Here is a 17,300-nt window from a genome sequence, read left to right on the forward strand (position 1 = left end):
GACACGCCGCGCGGTCTTGTCCGATCACGCGGTCCCGCCACCGGCTGCGGCGCGGCGCGACCTCAGGCCGCCTGTGCGGTGCTGCGCTGCCGGGGATCGGATAAGTCCGGCCGCAGCCCCGTGAGGCCGTGCCGCCCGGGGCCGGCGGGCCGCCGGTCGACGAGGTCGTCGGGGTTCCGGCGCGCCAGGCGGCCGGCGGAGCGGGGTGGCGCGGCGGCTCCGGCGGAGCGGGGTGGCGCGGCGGCTCCGGCCGACCAGGGCACCGCAGCGGCGACGGCCGGGCGGTACGGCGCGACGGCCGAGCCGGGTGGTGCGACGGCCGATCGGGGCGGTGCGACGGCCGATCGGGGCGGTGCGACGGCTCCGGTCGGGTGGACGGTGCTGCGGCCGGACCGGGCGGACGCCGACCGTATGCCCGGGCGCGCCACCGGTCCGGCCGCCGGCCGTCCGACAGTGCTGCCGGGACGGGCTCCGGCGCCGGGTGCGCCGCCGCCCGGCGGTCCGACCACGGCCCGCAGTGGTGCCGCGGTCGGACCGCCAGGACCAGGTCGGGCCGAGGTGGCGGCGGGCAGCGGCTGGGCGAGGGCCGCGGTACGAGTGGCGGGCGTGCCGGAGGCGGCTTCCGGCCGCCCACGCCCGGCGCGTTCCACCGATGGTGTCACCTGGGCGGCGGTGCCGAGGCCGGCGCGGGCGAGCAGGTCGGCGCGGGTCGCCCGGGTGAGGCGGGCGGCGGCGACGGCGGCGACCACCGGATCCGGCACGGCGTACCCGCCGGGTCGCGGAGTCAGCAGGTCCCGGGCCGCCAGCTCACGCAGCGCCGCGACCGACCGGCCCGGTGTCCAGCCGAGCGCCCGGTCCACGGTGGCGGCGTCGACCGGCGCGCCGACGGCGGCGGCGACCATGAGAGCGGCCCGCTGCGGACCGTCCAGCCGGTCCAGCCGGGCGTCGAGCGTCCGGCGGACCGGGTCGGGCACCGGCAGCCGTCCGGTTCCCGGTACCCCGGTGGCGAGTGCCGCCACGTACGCGGCGGCCCGGCCGGGGCTGCCGGCCACCAGCGGAAGCAGGGTGGCGGCGAGCGGGGCGGGCCGACCGGACCGGTTCAGCAGGTGCCGCAGCAGCCGTCCGGACTCCACGGTGGACAGCTCCCGCAGCGGAACGCGGCACCGCCGGTCGCCGTCGACCGGCCGGGCGTCCACCCACTCCGGACCGTGCAGCGCCACCACTGCCAGCGGGAGGGAGCGGATCCGGGCGGCGGCGAGGAGCCGGCGCAGGAACTGGCCCAGCTCCGGGGCGCCCCGGTCGAGGTCGTCGACCGCCACCACCACCGGCTGCCGCTCGGCGAGGCCGAGCAGGCACTCCTGCCAGACCGCCGCACCCCGGCGCGCGTCGGGGCCGGCGTCCGGCCCGGCGAGCAGACCCTCAAGCGCGTACACCGCCTCGGTCCGGCGGGACGCCGGCACCAGGCCGGACAGGGCCGCGGTCAGCCGCGCCCGGACCGCCGGGGCCGTGTCCCGGTCCGCGAGGCCGGCGAAGGCGCGTACCTGGTCCGCCACCGGCTCCAGCGCCCGCACCGGATGCGGCGGGCAGGCCGCCACGCACCAGCGGACCGGTACGCCGTCGACCGCCGGCACCGCACGGACCAGCTCGTGCAGCAGCCGGCTGCGACCGCTGCCCGCCGGGCCGGTCACCGACACCCAGCGGGGCCGGCGGTCCCGGAACGCCCGCACGAGCTGGTCCCGGACGACGGCGAGTTCCCGCCGCCGCCCGATCAGCGGTCCGGCGTGCCGGGCGGGTGCGCGGCGGGCGACGCCGGTGGCGTGCCAGACGTCCAGGGGCAGCGCCTTGCCGGCGACCGCGACCGGAGGCACCGGACGCTGGTCGATCAGCCCGTCGGTCGTCCGGTGGGTGGCGGCGCAGAGGGCCACCCCGCCCGGCGGGGCGTACTCCTGCAGGCGCGCGGCGAGGGTGATGACCGCGCCGCTCGCCGCGCCGTGCGCGCCGTCACGCGTGGCACCGAGGTCCACCACCGCCTCGCCGGTCGCCACCCCGACCCGGACGCGCAGCGCCGGCCCGCCGAGCAGCGTCCGCCGGTCCAGCGAGTGCTGGATCTCCAGGCCGGCCCGCACCGCCCGGTACGCGTCGAAGCCGTCGGACCGGGTGGCGCCGAAGAGCGCCATCACCGCGTCACCGATGTACTTCTCCACCACGCCGTGCCAGCGGCCCAGCACCTCCGCCACGGTGTCGAAGTAGGCCCGCTGCATCGCCCGTACGTCTTCCGGGTCCAACCGGTCGACAAGTCGAGTGGAACCGACGATGTCGGCGAACAGCACGCTGACCGTACGTCTCTCCTCGGGCACCGGCCACCGGCCCGGCGGAGCAGCGTCGCGGCGCGTGGGACGCGCCGTGCTGCACGACGGGCCGACGACGTGCCCCGGACCAGCGGCGATGGTGTACATGGGCTCGCACCTGCCCTTTCCTCCCCCGTTTGTGGCTTCGACTCGCTCTCGCGACGACCGGAGACTGTCATCCCTGGCCGGACCGGGGATCTGCCGAACGACGTATGTCCGCCGACCGCAACCTTTCGTCGCAATGTCGACGTGATGAGTACGAGGGAGCCGAAAGGCCTGTAGAACGGTCCGGGGACCTGTGACTAGGCTGCGTGCCATGGCCAGCGATGTGGACGGTGCACCGCTCGTCGGCCGGGCCGACCTGGTCAGGGCGGTGCGGTCCGCGCTGCTCGGGACCGTCGCCCAGGGCAACACCGCGGCGGTCTTCCTGACCGGCGAGAGCGGCGTGGGCAAGAGCCGGCTGCTGCGCGAGGTCGGCGCCGGGCTGCGGGACGCGGGTGCCCTCGTGCTCACCGGCGCCTGCCTGGACATCGGCGACGCCTCCCCGCTGCATCCGCTGTTGCAGGCGCTGCGCCGTTTCGACGCGGAGCTGACCGCCGCGCACGCCCGCACGTCGTCCGCGGTCCGGGGCCTGCTCGGCATGTTCGCCGAGGAGACCGCCGGCCCCGACGGCGCGGGGGCGCTGCTGGAGCGGGTCTCCCGCGGGCTGCACCTGATCGCCGAGGGCCGGCCGCTGGTGCTCGTCCTCGACGACCTGCAGTGGGTCGACCGCAGCACCCGGCAGCTCCTGCTCTATCTGCTCGCCGGCCTGGGTGACCTGCAACTGTCGGTCCTGGCCGCCGTCCGTGCCGAGTCCCTGCAGGGCGCGCACCCGCTGCGCCGGGTCCTCACCGAGCTGCGCCGCCTGCGGACCGTGCAGGTGCTCGAACTGGCCCCGCTGGACCGCGCCGCAACCGAGCAGCTGGCGGCGGCGGTGGTCGGCCGGCCGCTGTCGCCGGACGCGGGCGACCAGGTGTGGCAGCGCAGCGGCGGCAACCCGTTCGTCGTGGAGGAGTTGGCCCGCGACCTGCGTGACGGCCGGGACGGGCTCTCCGACACGTTGCGGGAGATCTTCCTGTCCCGGGTGGACGCGCTGCCCCAGCACGCGCACACGGTGGTCCACGCGGTCGCCGCCGGCGTGGAGCCGGTGGAGCACTGGCTGCTCGCCAAGGTGGTGCGGCTTCCGGAGGACGAGCTGATCGAGGCCGTCCGGGCGGCGGTCGCGCACCGGCTGCTGGTCGGCGCGGACGAGGGCTACCGGCTGCGGCACCGGCTGGTCGCCGAGGTGTTGGAGCACGAGCTGCTGCCGGCCGAGCGGGCCGCCCTGCACCGGCGCTACGCGGAGGCGCTGACCGCCGCGCCCGCCGAGCTGCACCAGGCCCGGCTGGCGCACCACTGGCGGTTGGCGGGCGAGCCGGCCCGCGCCTTGCCGGCCGCGGTGGCCGCCGCGGAGGAGGCCGAGCGGCTGCACGGGTACGCCGAGGCGCACCGGCACTGGTCGGCCGCCCTGCAACTGGCGGAGGAGCCCGGCGTCGGGCCGGACGTCGACCGGGTCACGCTGCTCAAGCGGGCCGCCGAGGCGGCGCACCACTGCGGTGAGCACGCCCGGGCCCTGACCCTGCTGGAGGAGCTGGCCGGCTCCGAGGCGGGCCGGTCGGTGTGCGCGCTGCACATCCGCCGGGCCCGCTACCTGGCCGCCGCCGGGCGCTCCGCCCTCGCCGAGGCGGAGTACCAGCACGCGCTGGACGCCGCCGACTGCACGCCCCGGGAGCGGGCCACCGCCGCGGCCCACCTCGCCGAGCTGCTGCTGCACCTCGGCCGGTACGCCGACGCCGGCCGGCAGGCCCGGGAGGCGCTGGAGCTGTCGGCCGCCGTGGAGGGCTCGATCTCGGAGGTGGTGCTGGCCAGCGCGGCGCTTGGCTTCTCCGCGGCCTACCTGGAGGACCCGGACGCCGGCCTGGCCGTGATGCGCCGCGCGCTGGAGACCGCCGAGCGGGCCGGCCGCCCGGAGGACGTGGCCTGCGCGTACCTGCACCTGGCCGAGCTGCTCACCGGTCCGCTGAACATCCTCGAGGAGGGCGTCGTGGTCGCCCGCCGCGGCGCCGAGCGCGTCGCCGAGCTGGGGCTCGGCCGCACGTACGAGACGCGGCTGCTCGCCATCGCCATCAACGGGCTGTTCCGGGTCGGCCAGTGGGCCGAGGCGGAGAAGGTGGTGGCGGCCGCGCTGCGGCACCGGCCGTCCGGCGCGGACGCCGTCGAGCTGCTGCTGGCGCGCTGCCGGCTCTCCGTCGGCTACGGCGACATCGAGGCCGCCGACCGGGACCTCGACGCGGTGGCCACGCTCTGCGCCGGCGGTGGGGCGCGGCACGTGATCCCGCTGCTCACCCTGCGCGCCGGGCTGGCGATGTGGCAGGGCCGGCACGACGTGGCCCGCCAGACCGTGCAGCGCGGCCTCACCGAGAGCCGCTCCGACGATCTGGTCATCCTCGCCGCGCTGATCTGGCACGGCCTGCGCGCGGAGGCCGAGGCGCGGGGCAGCCGCGCCATCCCGGTCGACGAGACGGCGGTGCGGCGGCTGCGGGAGGCCGCCGACCGGGTGGCCCGCAAGACCGCCTCGGCGGCCCGTCCGGTGGGCAGTGTGGTCGATGCGTTCCTGGCGCTGTGCGCCGGTGAGGTGAGCCGGCTCGACGGCAACGACCCGGAGGTGTGGGCCAGGTCGGTGGTCGAGTGGGACCGGCGCAACCACCCGTACCCGGCGGCGTACTCCCGGCTGCGGCAGGCGGAGGCGCTGCTCGCCCGGCGCAGCCGCAGCGCGGCGGCGGCCAAGTTGCTGCGGCAGGCGTACCAGGTTGCGCAGGGGCTCGGCGCGGTGCCGCTCACCTCGGAGATCAGGACCGTGGCCGGCCGGGCGCGGGTGTCGCTGGAGGACCGGGACGCCGCCTCGGGCCCGGCGGCGGCGACCGCCACCCCGGCGGGCGGTGACGAGTTGGCGGTGCTCACGGCGCGCGAGCGGGAGGTGCTCGCGGCCGTGGCCGAGGGGCTGACCAACAAGGAGATCGGGCAGCGGCTGTTCATCAGCGAGCGGACGATCGGCGTGCACGTGTCGCACATCTTCGACAAGCTGCACGTCCGCACCCGGGTCCAGGCGAGCGCGATCTTCCTGCGGAACCGTCCGGCCTGACGGCCGCCTGGGGCGCGACGGTCCGGTACGTCCGTCGCGCACCTACGTATACGTCGTTCGACTGATCCGGCCGACGGTCGTCGGCTGGAAGGCTGTGCTGCGTCACCGGTGCGGTGACGCGTGGGGAGCAGGTGGAGGAGAGATGACCGATCCGGTTTGGGGGCCCGTGCACCGGGACATCGTCGACCTGCTCGCCGACCATCCGGCGGACGTGCCCGCGGTGGTCGACCACCTCACCAAGCTGCAGGACATGCTGGTCCGGCTGCCGCCGCTGATGGACAGCTGCCCGCTGGCCGACTTCAACAAGCTCTACCTGGTCATCACCGAGAGCGTGTTGAACGGGCTCTACGACGACTGGTTCGCCGACCCGGTCTTCCTGTCCCGGCTGGACGTCGAGTTCGCCGCCCGCTACTTCGACGCGCTGCGGCTGTGGACCGACACCAGCCCGAGCTGCCCGAAGGCCTGGTCGTGCCTGTTCGAGCGGATGCGCGGCCCGGACGCCCGGCCGCTGCCGTCGGCCGCCGCCGGTGTCAACGCGCACATCAACTACGACCTGCCGTTCGCGCTGGTGACGACGCTCGACAGCCTGGAGTCGGAACCGGTCGACGGCACGGACCAGCACCGCGACTACCTCAAGATCAACGACATCTTCGCGGACAAGATCCCCGGTCTGCGGCGCGGCTACCTCGACCGGTGGCAACTGCTCATCGACATGCTCAACGGCGACATCGACGACTGGTACCAGGGGGAACTGGTCGAGTACACCCGCGACGTCGCCTGGCGCAACGCGCAGAAGATCTGGCGGTGCCGGCACGACCCCACCGCCCACGAGTGCGAGCGGGCGCGGCTGGACGACAACGCCGCCCTGCTCGGCCGGCTGCTGCTGTCGCCCCTGGGGGCGTTCCTGCAGTAGCCGGGACGGGGGGTCCCCGCGCTCCGCGGCGGCGTGGAGCGCGGGGACGCGTCCGGTCCACCCGCGGGGGGCGGGTGGACCTGGGTCCGGCCGACCGGGGGGCGGCCGACCGTGACGGGGGTGCCCGCCGGGCCGGTCGTGGGGGAGCGGCCCAGTGGCGGGGGCACCGGGTCCGGCCGCTCGTGGGGGAGCGGCCGGGTGGGCCGGCCGGCCCGGGGGGTGTCGGCCGGCCCGCACCGGGTACGCGCGCGCCATGACCTGCCCGGCCCGGCGGCCCGCCGCCCGACCCCGCCCCCGACCCGCTGTCCGACCGCGCCCCAGCCGGCCCGGCGGCACCCGCCGCACCGGCCGGGACGGCCGCCGGTGAGCGACGGGTCGCCCGCCCTACCGTTGTCGCCCGATCAGCCGGAATGCGCCCGCCGGCCCGCCTACCGTCGAGCCGGGAGGGTGGCGGCGCATGGGTGACGGGCAGGGGCAGCGCGACCGCCGGCCGGCGAAGCGTCGCCGCGCGGCCGGTCCGCCCCCGGCGGTGCGCGCGGCCCGGGACCCGACCCGCCCGCACCCGGGCGGACGCCGGATCACCGTCCCCGACCAGGTGGCGACCCCGGCCCGCCAACCGGCGTCGGAGAGCCCGCTGCGCCGGTGGTTGTTCCGCCACCAGGTGCCGCCGGTCGGCCCGGAGAGCGCCGAGGGGCAGGCGCGCCGCCACCCCTGGTGGCAGGTGATGTGCCTGACCGGGGTGGACTACTTCTCCACCCTGTCGTACCTGCCCGGCATCGCGGTGGTCGCCGCCGGGGCGCTCTCCCCGCTGGCAACGCTGCTCATCGTGGCGTTGACCCTGTTCGGGATGCTGCCCATGTACCGGCGGGTGGCGGCGGAGAGCCCGCACGGGCAGGGCTCGGTGGCGATGCTGGAGCGGCTGCTGTCGTTCTGGCGGGGCAAGATCTTCGTCCTCGTGCTGCTCGGTTTCGTGGCCACCTCGTGGATCATCACGATCACGCTCTCCTCCGCCGACGCCACCGTGCATCTGCTGGAGAACCCGCTGCTGCCGGAGGGGGTGGGCGGCACCGCCGTGGCGGTCGGGGTGACCGTGGTCCTGCTGCTGGTCCTCGGTGGGGTCTTCCTGCTCGGGTTCCGCGAGGCGGTGGTGGTGGCGATCCCGCTGGTCGCGGTGTTTCTCGCGCTCAACGCGGTGATCGTCGCCGTCGCCCTGGTCGAGATCGCGGCGGACCCGGGCGTCCTCGCCGACTGGACCGGTGCCCTGACCCGCACCGGTACGCCCGGCGAGGTGGCGCTGACGGCGGCGCTGGCGTTCCCACTGCTGGTGCTCGGCCTCTCCGGCTTCGAGACCGGCGTCAGCATGATGCCGCTGGTGGCCGGGGCGGGGGTGGACCGGGAGGCCCGGCTCGCCGCCCGGATCCGCAACACCCGCCGGCTGCTCACCGCGGCGGCGCTGATCATGTCGGTGTACCTGGTGACCACCACCTTCGTGACCACCGTGCTCATCCCCGAGCGGGAGTTCGCGCCGGGTGGCCCGGCCAACGGGCGGGCGCTGGCGTACCTGGCCCACGAGCACGTCGGCGAGGCCTTCGGCACGGTGTACGACATCAGCAGCGTGCTGATCCTCTGGTTCGCCGGCGCGTCGGCGATGGCCGGCCTGATCAACATCGTGCCCCGCTACCTGCCCGCGTACGGGATGGCGCCGGAGTGGGGCCGCGCGGTCCGGCCGGTGGTGATCGTCTACACGCTGGTCAGCGTGGCGATCACGATCGTCTTCCGGGCCGACGTGAACGCCCAGGCCGGGGCGTACGCCACCGGGATCCTGGCGATGATGGTCTCCGCCGCGGTCGCGGTCGCCATCTCCGCCGCGCGCCGCCACCGCCGTGGCCTCGCCGCCGGCTTCGCCGTGCTGACGCTGGTCCTGCTGTACGCGCTCGTCGAGAACGTCATCGCCAAGCCGGACGGGATCACCATCTCCGCCCTGTTCATCCTCGCCATCGTCGCGGTGTCGCTGATCTCCCGGGTGACCCGGACGACCGAACTGCGTACCGAGCGGATCGAGTTCGACCGGCCGGCGCGGCGGTTCGTGGCCGAGTCGATCGCGCACGACGGCCGGCTGCACCTGATCGCGCACCGGCCCTCGCGGGGTGCGGTCAAGGAGTACACGGTCAAGGAGCGGGCGCAGCGTGCGATGAACCCGGTGCCGGGTGAGGGCGACGTGCTCTTCCTGGAGATCGAGGTGGTCGACCCGTCGACGTTCAGCGACGTGCTGCGCGTTCGCGGGGTGGAGGTGGGCGGCTTCCGGGTGCTGCGGGCCAGCAGCCCGGCTGCGCCGAACGCCATCGCCGCGATCCTGCTGGCGCTGCGGGACGCGACCGGCGTGCGCCCGCACGCCCACTTCGAGTGGTCCGAGGGCAACCCGATCGCGCACCTGTTGCGGTATCTGATCCTCGGGCGGGGCGACACCCCGCCGGTGGTCCGGGAGATCCTCCGGACGAGCGAACCGGACCCGACCCGCCGCCCCGGCATCCACGTGGGCGGCTGAGCCCTCGAGCGCCGCGCAACATGAAGGCGAATGGGTGATTCATTCACTTACGACCTGCGTGCCCGTTTCGTGCCCGTAGCGTGATGTCCGGTGCCGACCGCGAGGTCGATGCCCCGCCGCCCGGTTTTGGTCCCGGCGGGTCACGCACGAGGGAGAGGCAGGAAAGCTGAATGTTCACCTATCACGACAGCCGGCGACCGTCGCGGGCCGGCCGGCGGTCCCGGCGACTGCTGGCCGGCGGACTGGTGGCCGGCGGCCTGGTCGCCGGGGCGGCGGGGCTGGTCGGTGTGGCCGGTCCGGCCGCGGCGCGGGATCTCCCGCACGGCGGCGAGAGCACCTCCGCCGTCCGGGACGACCGCGCCCACCACGAGGCCGGCCAGGACGGGCCGGAGCGGCGGTACGAACCGGACCGCACCGAGGCCGGCCGGGACGGTCCGGACGGCCCGGAGCGCCGGGACGAGGGGAACCGGCAGGGCCGGGCGGCCCGGCAGGTGACCGTGCCGTGCGACACCGGCAAGCTGATCGTCGCGCTGGTCCGGGCCAACGCCGAGGGCGGCGGTACGCTGCGGCTCGCGCGCAAGTGCACGTACCACCTCACCGACGCCTTCCAGCAGCCGGACGACTACGACGGCGGCATCCGCGACGCGCGCGAGGCGGCCGACTCCGCCGAGAACCCGGGCGACGCCGAGGCGCCGCCCCGCAACCCCGCTGACGACAAGGCCGGACTGCCCGTCATCTACCACCCGGTCACCATCGAGGGCGAGGGCGCGACGATCGAGCGGGTCCGGGACGCCGAGGCGTTCCGGTTCTTCACCGTCCGCGACGGCGGCGAGTTGACGTTGCGCGACGTCGTCCTGGTGGGCGGCCGCTCGGCCGCCGAGGGCGGCGCCGTCCACGTCGTGCACGGCGCGTCGGCGGTGATCGAACGGGTCACCGTGGTGGGCAGCACCTCCTACTCGGCCGAGGGGGGCGGCGGCGGCCTCTTCAACGACGGCAACATGGTCGTCCGGGAGAGCACGTTCATCGACAACCACGCGGCCGGCCGCGCGGGCAAGGGCGGGGGCCTGCTCAACGGCGGTGTGCTGACCCTGCACTCCTCGACCTTCAAGGGCAACACCGCCGCGGCGTACGGTGGCGGGTTGGGCAACTACCGCGGGGCGGCCGAGGTGCACACGAGCACCTTCGCGCACAACCGCGCGGTGCAGGGCGGTGGCCTGGCCAGCTTCTCGGCCCGTACCCGCGTCTCCGACACGACGGTCGTCGGCAACACCGCGCACACCGGCGGCGGCATCGCGAACTCGGACGCCCTGATCTTCCTGCGGGGCATGGAGATCCGGGACAACACCGCGGCCGGCAACGGCGGCGGCCTCTCCACGTTCCAGGGCCTGGTGCCGCTTGACGACAGCGTGGTGGCCGGCAACACCGCGCACGGCAACGGCGGCGGGATCCACGCCGAGAAGTCGAACCTGCTGGTCCGGGACACCGCCGTGCGGGGCAACCACGCGGTGGAGTCGGCGTCCAAGGGCGGCGGCATCGCGGCGGTGCTGGGCCGGGTGGCCCTCTTCCGCAGCACCGTCGTCGGCAACCGGGCGACGCAGCCGGCGGGTGGCCTCCACGTCGACCGGGCCCAGGCCAAACTGGACGCGAGGAGCGTGGTCACGGAGAACGAGCCGACCAACTGCGTGGGTACCCGGGTGCCGGTGGCCCACTGCTTCCGGTAGCGCGACACGCCGCCGCGCCGGGGACCGGTCGCACCGTTCCCCGGCGTGGCGCCGCACCGGCCGGCGCCGCGGCCCGGGTCAGCCGTCCGGGCCCGGGTCAGGCCGGCGCCCGCGGCCCGGTTCAGGCCAGGGCCCGCAGCCGTCCGGCCAGGTCGCCCGCGAAGAAGTCCAGGAAGCCGTCCGGGTCGGGGCCGGCGTTCTGCAGGACGATGTGGTCGTACCCGGCCTCGACGTAGCGGCGGACGGCCGCCACGTGGACCTCCGGGTCGGGCCCGACGGAGAAGAGCTCCCGCACGTGGTGCTCCTCCACGTGCGCGCTGGCCGCGTCGAAGTTCACCGGGTTGGGCAGCTCGCTCATCACCTTCCAGCCGGTCACCATCCACCGGCTGGTCTCCAGCACCGCCTGTACCGCGGTCGCGTCGTCGGGCGCCCACGCCATCGGCACCTCGGCGTAGCGCGGGCCGCCGCCGCCCGCCGACCGGTAGTGCTCCACGATGGAACTCTTCGGCTCGGTGACGAACAGCCCGTCGCCGAGTTCGGCGGCCAGCGCGGCCGACTCGGGCCCGCTGGCCGCAACGGCGACCGGCGGCGGCGTGTCCGGCAGGTCGAACAGGCGGGCGTCCTCCAGCCGCAGGTGCCGGCCCTCGTACGACTGCCAGCCACCCTGGAACAGCAGCCGGATGATCTCCAGCGCCTCACGCAGGCGCTCGTGCCGTTCGCGTACCCCGGGGAAGCCCTGGCCGACGACGTGTTCGTTGAGCCGTTCACCGGCGCCGACGCCGAGGGTGAACCGTCCCTCCGAGACCAGCGCCAGGGTGGCGGCGGCCTGGGCGACGATCGCCGGGTGGTAGCGGACGGTCGGGCAGGTGACACCGGTGGCCAGACCGAGCGTGCTGGTCCGCGCGGCGATCGCGCCGAGCACACTCCAGACGAAGGAGGAGTGGCCCTGCGTCTCCAGCCACGGGTGGAAGTGGTCGCTCATCTCGACGAAGTCGAAGCCGGCCTGCTCGGCCCGGACCGCCTGGTGGATCATGTCCAGCGGTCCGTAACCCTCGGCCGCCAGCTTGTAACCGATCTGCATGCCGCGCCCTTCCCGCGCCGCGCCGAAGCAAACCCACCCAGTCTCCTAGGACGCCCGAGAGGGTGTGTCCGCCCCAAGGACGATCATGAGGTTGGCGGCGGTGGAGGGGATCCACGTCGCCGCCAACCTCACGATCACGCGGTCGGGCCGGACGGACGTCCTACTGGGACGGCTGGGGAAGCTCGCAGTCGATCTTCGGGTTGGCGCCGATGTAGTTCAGCGGACCCGCCACGATGGTCACCAGGATGGTGCCGGCCTCGGCGCAGTTGGTGTCGTCGCCCGAGTAGTAGCCGCGCTGGCCGGCGGCGATCGCGCCGATCAGCAGCCAGATGACGACGAGGACTCCGAATATCGACGTGCCACGCATGTGCGCCTCCGGGGGTGAAGGTTGTGGTGGTTTTCGAGGTGCAGCCCTTGTACCCACTCGCGTTCCGCGGCTAACGGGGCCGCCGGACGACCGGCCGCTATCGGATCGACGACCGAGAGGGCCCACCGGCACGCGGACGGGCGTACAACGTGCTACACGGCACCTCGCTGGAGGATTCATGGACGTCCCGACACCTCACCTGCACCTGGACCGCCCTGAGGACGTCGCCGCCGCGGCCCGGGCCGTGGCCGGTGGCGCGGTCGTCGCAACCGGCTTCGGGAACTTCTACGCCGTCGTGACCCGGCCCGACGTCGCCGGCTTCCGCCGTGCCAACGCCGCCAAGGGGCGCCCGTCGGACCAGGTCGGCAGCATCACCGCGCCGGCCGAGCGCATCCCGGCCCTGTTCGACTGGTCGCGGTTGCCGCACCGGCTGCCGGTGGGCCGGGTGCGGCAGTTGATGGACGCGCTCTGGGCCACCGGCCCGTTCGGCTTCCGAGGGCCGGCCGCCGACCGCCTGCCGGCGCACCTGACCCGGTACGACCGGGGAGTCCGCACGGTGCAGGTGATCGCGCCGGGCGTCCGCTGCCCGTCGAACGCCTTCCTGCGGCACGCGGCGGCCGAGGCCGGCACCGACCACCTCCACATCACCTCGGCGAACCGGACCCGGCACCGCCCCGGGACCGGGGACGAGCCCGCGCACTGGAAGGCCAGCGGGATCCTCACCGACTTCGCACACCTGCCCGACCTGGTGCTGCTCGCCCACCCGGACGAGGCGGCGGCGCGGGCCGCCTACCCCCGGCACCTGCCGGGCTCGGTGACGCTCCTGTCGTTCCACGCGCCGGAGGGCGACCCGGAGGAGCCGCCCGTGCTCATCGTGGACCGGCACGGCTCACTGCACGTCGACGACGTGCGGCGAGCCGCCGCGCCGCTGGGGCTCCAGGTCCGGCTCGGCGCGACAGCGAGCCGGCGCCTGCCGATCCGGGGGTACGCCGCGGCGCTGGTGTGAGCGGTTGGACCGGTCAGTGCGGTGGCGCCGGCGCCTCGGGCGGACGACCGTGACTGCGGCGGGCGTCGGCGACCGCGACCCCGGCGAGGACAAGCATGGCCGCGGTCGACGCGAACAGCGTCGGCAGGAACAGCACGGCCGGCGCCACGGTCACCAGGGCGAGCAGCCCGCCGGGGCGGGACCACGACACCCGGCTGAACACCTCGTACTCGAAGATCGACCGGCCCACCAGGAACAGCGCCGGGCCGCCGAGGATGATGGCCGCCCACCCGGGCGGCGTGCGCCCGTCGGGTTCGTGCAGGACCAGGTCGAAGCCGGCGGCCGTGGTCACCACCCCCGCGACCATGAGCAGATGGGTGTACGGCGCGGTGTACAGGAACCGGCTCGGTTCCCGCGAGGTGGCGATCGCCAGCGGCAGCAGCTCGCCGGACTTGTGCACGTAGATCCGCCACAGCAGCAGGGTGGTGACGAACGCGACGGTGAAGGCGGCGAGGTTCGCCACCTCGTGGCGCTCCAGGCTGAACATTGTGCCGATGGTCAGGATCGCGTCGCCGAGGGCGATGATGAAGAACTGCTGGTAGCGCTCGGCGAGGTGTTCGGCGGTGACGTTGCGCTGCCGGTCCGGCACCGCGCCGAGCCCGGGCACCGGGTACGCCAGCCGGAAGCCGAGGTAGTCGATGGCGAGCGCCAGGGCCCAGAGGAGCAGCCGCGCGTCGTCGGAGACGAAGGCGCCCACGATCCACGGCACCGCCGAGACCGCGAACCAGATGAAGATGCGCGCCGCCCGCCGCTGGGTCTGACGGTCGTGCCGGACCGCCGGCATGAGGAACAGACCCCGGCCGAGGTGGATGGCGACGTACGTGCCGGCGAAGACGATGCCCCGCGCGCCGAACGCCTCCGGGATGGCGGTGGTCATCAGCAGCGCACCGAACATGACCGCCGCGATCAGCAGCTTGATCTCCGGGCGTTCCGGGTCGTACATGTCGGTGACCAGGGTGGTGATGGCCCAGGTCCACCAGACGGCGGCGAGGATGACGAGGGACTGGCCGGCGGTGAGCCAGCCGACCTCGTCGATGAGTTTGCGGGAGATGAGCGCCAGCGCGACCACGTAGACGAGGTCGAAGAAGAGCTCGAGCAGCGTCACCCGGCGGGGTGACTCCGGGTCCCGGGTGGGTGGCCCGCCCCGGCGCGGGACCGGCCCCGGCGCGGCGGACTGCACGGACGAGCTCCTGCGGTAGCCGGACAGGTGCGGCCGGCCGGCCGCACCAACCGACGGTAGCGAGGCGGGTGCGGGCTTACGCCCGGTATGGGGGAATTGCGCGGGCCCCGGTGGGGCCCGCGCGTCACCGTCAGGCGTCCTCGCCGCTACCGGCGGCGGTCGCGGCCTCCGGCGCGCCGGCCAGGACCTTCGCCTGCTGGGGCCAGGTCGCCAGGCTCGGCGCGGCCCGCAGGCCGGCGGCCCGGATCGTCTCCCGCAGCGCCGGCTCGTCCAACTCGGCGAGCTGGCGGTAGGTGCGGATGCCGGCCGCGTGCAGCGCCGCCTCCATCTTCGGACCGACCCCCGGGATGCGGCGGAAGTCGTCGGTCGCCGTGGCGTCGGCCTTCGGCCGAACCGGCGGAGTGGCCACCGGGCCGCGGGCGGCCGGCACGGCCACCGGCTCGGGTTCCGCGGCGGCCGGCTCCGGCGCGACCGGCGCCGGTTCGGTGGCGACGGGCTCAGCGGCGGGCTCGGCGATCGCGCCGGTCGCGACGGGCTCAGCGACGGGCTCGGCGGCGGCCGGCTCGGCGTGCTCGGGTGCCGGCACCGGGTCGCCGGTCAGCGCCATGTCGGCGTGGTCCACCGGGTCCGCGGTCGCGACGGCGGTCGCGGTGTCGTCGGCCCGGCCCTGCGCAGTGGCGGCATCGGCGACGGCGGCGGGCGCCGGGTCCACGGTCGCCTCCGGGCGCTCGTCGTCGGTGGTGGCGGCGGGAGCGGGCTCGTGCACCACCGCGGTCGCCGGTTCAGCGTCCACGGTGGTCGCCGCGGGAGCGGCGGTCCGCCGGCGCCGGACCGCCCATCCGGCGGCGGCGCCAACGAGCAGCAGAGCCACGACAATCAACAGCCAGTCCGACCACGACACGGCAGACCTCCCTATCGGTTCGCGAGACAGTCGAGAAAAACTCGCCGCAGCTTGCCACATGGCCGGTGCGGTACGACAGCACGGCCCGAGGACCGGTCCCGCAGGTGGGACGGGTTGCACCCGGGGTGCCGGTGGCGCGACGGACCGTCGCCGGATCCGGCCGTCGACGCAGCATTGACCCGCTTGCGGTCGACCGCACACGGCTGGACCCCCGGCGATCGACGCCGGGGGTCCACAACGGGTGATCAGTCCTCCTCGCCCCGGTAGGTGTAGAAGTCGTCGACGAACCGGCGGGCGAGCCGTGGCACCCGACTGGTGACGCCGAAGTAGCCGCGGGCGCCCAGCAGCGCGAGCCGGCCGACGACCGGCTTGTACATCCGGTCGTCGCCGCTGGTGCCGCTGCGGTTCAGGGAGTCGGCGACGCGGGCGAACCCGTACGGCACCATGACCGCCTCGTAGTCGGCGACCGCCTGCACGAGCGTCTTCTCCCCGGCGGCGGCGAGGCGCAGTTGCCGGCACAGCAGGGCGGCGTCGCGCAGGGCGGTGTTCGCGCCCACCCCACGACCGGGCGTCATCGTGTGCACGGCGTCGCCGAGCAGGGTGACCGTGCTGCTCTTCCACGGCGGGACCGGTTCGCTGGTGGCCACCTTGATCGGCAGCGCGCTGGCCGGGTCGGCGCGCGCCAGCAGCTCCCGCAGGTGCGGGTGCCAGTTGCGGGTCAGGTCCAGCGCGACGCGGATCAGGTCCTCGCCGCGGCGCCGCATGACGTCCGGCGGGAACCGTCGGGCGGTGCTCCAGACGACCAGGTTCACGTTGTCGCGGGTGCTGTCGTGAGCCCGGCCGGGCCAGTGTTCCAGCAGCGCCGCGTCGGCCGGGTCGAGGCCGGGCTTGAGCACGCCGTCGCGGTCCCACGGGAACTCCATGACGTGCAGCACGCCCATCACCCCACCGGTGCCGAAGATGAGCGAGATCCCCGTCGCGATCCGCTCCGGCAGCAGAGCCCGCACCTCGTCGGTGAGCGGGATCCGGGTGGCGATGTTTATGGTGCCCGCGTCCCGGGTGACCGCGTGCGGCAGGTACTGCCGGCGTACCGCGGAGTGCGTGCCGTCGGCGGCCACCAGCAGGTCACCGGTGGCACTGTCGCCGTCGGCGAAGTACGCGGTGACGGTGCCGTCGTCGCGCTGCTCGTACCGGGTGAGGGTCTTGTCGAAACGGACCACGTCCTCCAGCCCGGTGAGCAGGACCTGGCGCAGTGTCATCCGGGCCACCGACCGTTCGGTGTTCACCGGGTCGGTGTCCGGCCGCAGCGGGAACGACGCGGTCCGGCGCAGCCGTTGGGTGACCACGTTGAACCAGCGGGGGGACCGGGCGCAGGTGGCCAGGTAGGTGCGGAACAGTTCCGGGGGCAGGCACTCGCGCAGGGCCCGGCTGCCGGTCGGCCCGATGCCGACCCGGTAGCCGAGCAGACCGTCGCCGCGGGTGCGGTACCGCTCGTGGACGGTCACGCCGATCCCGGCCCGGCGCAGTCCCTGCGCCAGGCAGAGCCCGCCGGTGCCGGCCCCGATGACCAGGACGTGCGGTCGACTGGCGGACACGCCGACGTCCCGGGTCAGCCGGCCGGATGGGGCGCGGCGGCGTCCGCCGCGTCCCAGCGGTAGAAGCAGCCGGCAATGGCGTCGCGCGGCGAGCGCCAGGTCGGCAGGTACGGGGAGGTGTGCGCCGAGAGCCGCTCGTTGACCTGCCGGTACAGCGGGTGGTTGCGGGCACCGGCGAGGGCGTCGGGGTCCACGTCGGCGGTCTCCATCAGGTGCACGCACAGGTCGTGCAGGCAGTACAGCGACCGGTGCGTCACCCCGGTGAGGCTGGGCAGCTCGGTGGCGTCGGACTCGGCGAAGATCTGCGCCACCCGCCCTTCCGCGCCCGGGATGATCCTGCTGACGATCAGTAGACGGCTCATGGGACTCCTTTCGCCGTGGACG

General features: G+C 75.0%; 12 protein-coding genes. 5 read left to right on the top strand and 7 right to left on the bottom strand.

Annotated features, from left to right (window positions below; genetic code table 11):
* Nucleotides 1–62: 62 nt before the first annotated feature.
* A complete protein-coding gene (locus ABTW87_RS16845; RefSeq protein ID WP_350651731.1) occupies nt 63–2,357 on the bottom strand; it encodes an AAA family ATPase in 2,295 nt (764 codons plus the stop codon).
* Between the two features lie 307 nt (nt 2,358–2,664).
* Between ABTW87_RS16845 and ABTW87_RS16850 the strand changes: the two genes are divergently transcribed.
* The 4 genes from ABTW87_RS16850 (at nt 2,665) to ABTW87_RS16865 (ending at nt 10,747) form a co-directional block, all read left to right on the top strand.
* Entirely contained in the window at nt 2,665–5,568 is a 2,904-nt protein-coding gene (locus ABTW87_RS16850; RefSeq protein ID WP_350651732.1) for a helix-turn-helix transcriptional regulator, read from the top strand.
* 142 nt (nt 5,569–5,710) lie between these two features.
* Nucleotides 5,711–6,481, top strand: a complete 771-nt coding sequence (locus ABTW87_RS16855) for a DUF5995 family protein (RefSeq protein ID WP_350651733.1) — start codon at nt 5,711–5,713, stop codon at nt 6,479–6,481.
* A 457-nt stretch (nt 6,482–6,938) separates the two neighbouring features.
* Nucleotides 6,939–9,026, top strand: a complete 2,088-nt coding sequence (locus ABTW87_RS16860) for an APC family permease (protein WP_350651734.1) — start codon at nt 6,939–6,941, stop codon at nt 9,024–9,026.
* A 170-nt stretch (nt 9,027–9,196) separates the two neighbouring features.
* Nucleotides 9,197–10,747 carry a right-handed parallel beta-helix repeat-containing protein gene (locus ABTW87_RS16865; protein WP_350651735.1) on the top strand — a complete coding sequence of 517 codons (1,551 nt, stop codon included), beginning with the start codon at nt 9,197–9,199 and terminating at the stop codon, nt 10,745–10,747.
* Between the two features lie 121 nt (nt 10,748–10,868).
* On the opposite strand, the gene ABTW87_RS16870 is transcribed toward ABTW87_RS16865, so the two are convergent.
* Nucleotides 10,869–11,828: a TIGR03557 family F420-dependent LLM class oxidoreductase gene (locus tag ABTW87_RS16870; protein WP_350651736.1), complete on the bottom strand. Its 960-nt coding sequence runs from the start codon at nt 11,826–11,828 to the stop codon at nt 10,869–10,871.
* A 160-nt stretch (nt 11,829–11,988) separates the two neighbouring features.
* The gene (locus ABTW87_RS16875; RefSeq protein ID WP_350651737.1) at nt 11,989–12,195 is read right to left on the bottom strand and encodes a hypothetical protein; all 207 of its coding nucleotides are present in this window, start codon (nt 12,193–12,195) and stop codon (nt 11,989–11,991) included.
* Between the two features lie 178 nt (nt 12,196–12,373).
* Here ABTW87_RS16875 and ABTW87_RS16880 point away from each other — a divergent pair, with 178 nt between their 5' ends.
* Nucleotides 12,374–13,201 carry a hypothetical protein gene (locus ABTW87_RS16880; protein WP_350651738.1) on the top strand — a complete coding sequence of 276 codons (828 nt, stop codon included), beginning with the start codon at nt 12,374–12,376 and terminating at the stop codon, nt 13,199–13,201.
* Between the two features lie 13 nt (nt 13,202–13,214).
* Here ABTW87_RS16880 and ABTW87_RS16885 read toward each other — a convergent pair whose 3' ends face one another.
* The 4 genes from ABTW87_RS16885 to ABTW87_RS16900 all read right to left on the bottom strand — a co-directional run bounded on the left by ABTW87_RS16885 (nt 13,215) and on the right by ABTW87_RS16900 (nt 17,278).
* Entirely contained in the window at nt 13,215–14,420 is a 1,206-nt protein-coding gene (locus ABTW87_RS16885) for a low temperature requirement protein A (RefSeq protein WP_350651739.1), read from the bottom strand.
* 130 nt (nt 14,421–14,550) lie between these two features.
* Nucleotides 14,551–15,321 (bottom strand): helix-hairpin-helix domain-containing protein, encoded by a 771-nt coding sequence (locus ABTW87_RS16890; RefSeq protein WP_350651740.1) that lies wholly within the window; start codon nt 15,319–15,321, stop codon nt 14,551–14,553.
* 245 nt (nt 15,322–15,566) lie between these two features.
* The gene (locus ABTW87_RS16895) at nt 15,567–16,916 is read right to left on the bottom strand and encodes an FAD-dependent oxidoreductase (RefSeq protein WP_350651741.1); all 1,350 of its coding nucleotides are present in this window, start codon (nt 16,914–16,916) and stop codon (nt 15,567–15,569) included.
* 14 nt (nt 16,917–16,930) lie between these two features.
* Nucleotides 16,931–17,278, bottom strand: a complete 348-nt coding sequence (locus tag ABTW87_RS16900) for a TcmI family type II polyketide cyclase (protein WP_350651742.1) — start codon at nt 17,276–17,278, stop codon at nt 16,931–16,933.
* Between the last annotated feature and the right edge of the window lie 22 nt (nt 17,279–17,300).

It is taken from the genome of Micromonospora sp. NPDC126480 (assembly GCF_040302465.1).
GTDB lineage: Bacteria > Actinomycetota > Actinomycetes > Mycobacteriales > Micromonosporaceae > Micromonospora.

Bases quoted from the DNA above. Each gene is read 5' to 3' on its own strand.
- ABTW87_RS16850 (WP_350651732.1), top strand. From the start codon at position 2,665: ATGGCCAGCGATGTGGACGGTGCACCGCTCGTCGGCCGGGCCGACCTG.
- ABTW87_RS16855 (WP_350651733.1), top strand. From the start codon at position 5,711: ATGACCGATCCGGTTTGGGGGCCCGTGCACCGGGACATCGTCGACCTG.
- ABTW87_RS16860 (WP_350651734.1), top strand. From the start codon at position 6,939: ATGGGTGACGGGCAGGGGCAGCGCGACCGCCGGCCGGCGAAGCGTCGC.
- ABTW87_RS16865 (WP_350651735.1), top strand. From the start codon at position 9,197: ATGTTCACCTATCACGACAGCCGGCGACCGTCGCGGGCCGGCCGGCGG.
- ABTW87_RS16870 (WP_350651736.1), bottom strand. From the start codon at position 11,828: ATGCAGATCGGTTACAAGCTGGCGGCCGAGGGTTACGGACCGCTGGAC.
- ABTW87_RS16875 (WP_350651737.1), bottom strand. From the start codon at position 12,195: ATGCGTGGCACGTCGATATTCGGAGTCCTCGTCGTCATCTGGCTGCTG.
- ABTW87_RS16880 (WP_350651738.1), top strand. From the start codon at position 12,374: ATGGACGTCCCGACACCTCACCTGCACCTGGACCGCCCTGAGGACGTC.
- ABTW87_RS16900 (WP_350651742.1), bottom strand. From the start codon at position 17,278: ATGAGCCGTCTACTGATCGTCAGCAGGATCATCCCGGGCGCGGAAGGG.